The sequence below is a fragment of the Micromonospora sp. NPDC005367 genome (assembly GCF_040606825.1).
In the GTDB taxonomy this organism is placed as follows: Bacteria; Actinomycetota; Actinomycetes; order Mycobacteriales; family Micromonosporaceae; genus Micromonospora.
This window is the reverse complement of sequence record NZ_JBEXFP010000114.1, coordinates 1-1279: the sequence shown is the minus strand read 5'-3', so window position 1 is coordinate 1279 and position 1279 is coordinate 1. Positions and strand designations below refer to the sequence as shown.

The 1279-nt window shown below is 71.0% G+C and carries 2 protein-coding genes; both read right to left on the bottom strand.

Annotated features, from left to right (window positions below):
- Nucleotides 1-66: 66 nt before the first annotated feature.
- Nucleotides 67-825 carry a hypothetical protein gene (locus tag ABZS42_RS31980; RefSeq protein WP_355151681.1) on the bottom strand — a complete coding sequence of 253 codons (759 nt, stop codon included), beginning with the start codon at nucleotides 823-825 and terminating at the stop codon, nucleotides 67-69.
- A 52-nt stretch (nucleotides 826-877) separates the two neighbouring features.
- The gene (locus ABZS42_RS31975) at nucleotides 878-1168 is read right to left on the bottom strand and encodes a hypothetical protein (RefSeq protein WP_355151679.1); all 291 of its coding nucleotides are present in this window, start codon (nucleotides 1166-1168) and stop codon (nucleotides 878-880) included.
- Nucleotides 1169-1279: the final 111 nt, after the last annotated feature.

The following is a 1279-nucleotide window of genomic DNA, read 5'->3' as shown; positions in this document are numbered from 1 at the left end:
GGACGCCTAAGCCGGGAAGTGCGGAAGGGGGCGGGGGTGGGGGGACCTCCCCCACCCCCGTTGGCCCTAGGCCGCCGCCTTGCCTCGCTGGCCGTTGCGCTCGCGCTCCAGCCGTGCCGCCTCAGCGGCCAGGTGCTCGTCGACCCGCTTGGATCGCTGCTTGAACCCCTCGGGGGTGGCCAGCTTGAGCGGGTGCCCGGCTCGGGCTGCCGCGAGCAGGTCTCGGCCGTCGATGGCGAACAACTGCTCGGGGGTGAGGTCGGCGAGGATCAGCGCCCGGCGGGCCTGTGGCCGTTCGACGAGGCGGAAGGCAGCGACGAGCAGCCCCCACAACTTCCCGGCGTGCGTGATGCGGTTGAGGGCTTCCTGCGCCTCCTCCCACAACGCCACCCGGGTGGCGTTCCCGGCCATGAAGGGCTCATTGGGGTTGACCCCGGCCTCGCGTACGCGGGTCAGCACGGCGTCGCCCTGGTCGACGACCCACGTCAGGTCGGTGAGGATGGCGTCCATGTGCGTGTGGAGCACGGCGGCGCGACGCTCGGCCCGGCTGGCAGGCGTCGGGCCAAGGTTGAGGCTGGCCAGCTGGTAGCGGGCCAGCGCGGTTCGGACGGCCTCGTCGGTGGCGGGGTCTTCGCCAGCTTCGTGAGCGGTGGCCACGGCGGCGCGCAGCTCGCCGGGGTCGACGGTGTACTGCGGTTGGTCGCTTTCGGCGTCGATCTGGGCGATGGCGTCGGCCATGCCGTCGGGCACCTGGAGGCCGAGGTGCGGGTAGTGCTGGCGGATCTGCTGGATGGTCGCGTTGACCATGATGGCGTCGGTGTTCACTCTGGTCTGTCCCTTCAGTTGATGATCGTTGTGATGGCGCCGGCTGGGTTGTTCACTCGGAGTGGATGCCGGCTCGGGCGAACAGTTCGCGGGTCCAGTCGCGGAAGGTTTCTTCGCCGCCCTGGTGGAGGTTGCGCTGGTTGGGGTGGACGCCGAAGAGTTCGCCGACGTAGTTGCGGTCGTCGTAGTCGGCGGGCCGTCGTTGCTCCATGCCGCCGCCCTCGCGGGGCACGTGGTTGCCCTGCCGGCTGTCCGGCTCGCCCGGGTCCAGGTCGTCCAGCTCGGCTCGCCCCCCGGTGAAGAGTTGGCGGACCATCTGGCGGTACTGGGTGTCGTCGGTCATCGGTTGGTCCCTCCGTGTGGCTGTCCCCGGCCGCGACTGGTGCCGCGTCTCGTGCGGGGCTTGGTGCGCGTGCGGGCGGTGGCCGTGCCCCTCAAGGTGGCCAGATCTTGG

Bases quoted from the DNA above. Each gene is read 5' to 3' on its own strand.
- ABZS42_RS31975 (WP_355151679.1), bottom strand. From the start codon at position 1,168: ATGACCGACGACACCCAGTACCGCCAGATGGTCCGCCAACTCTTCACC.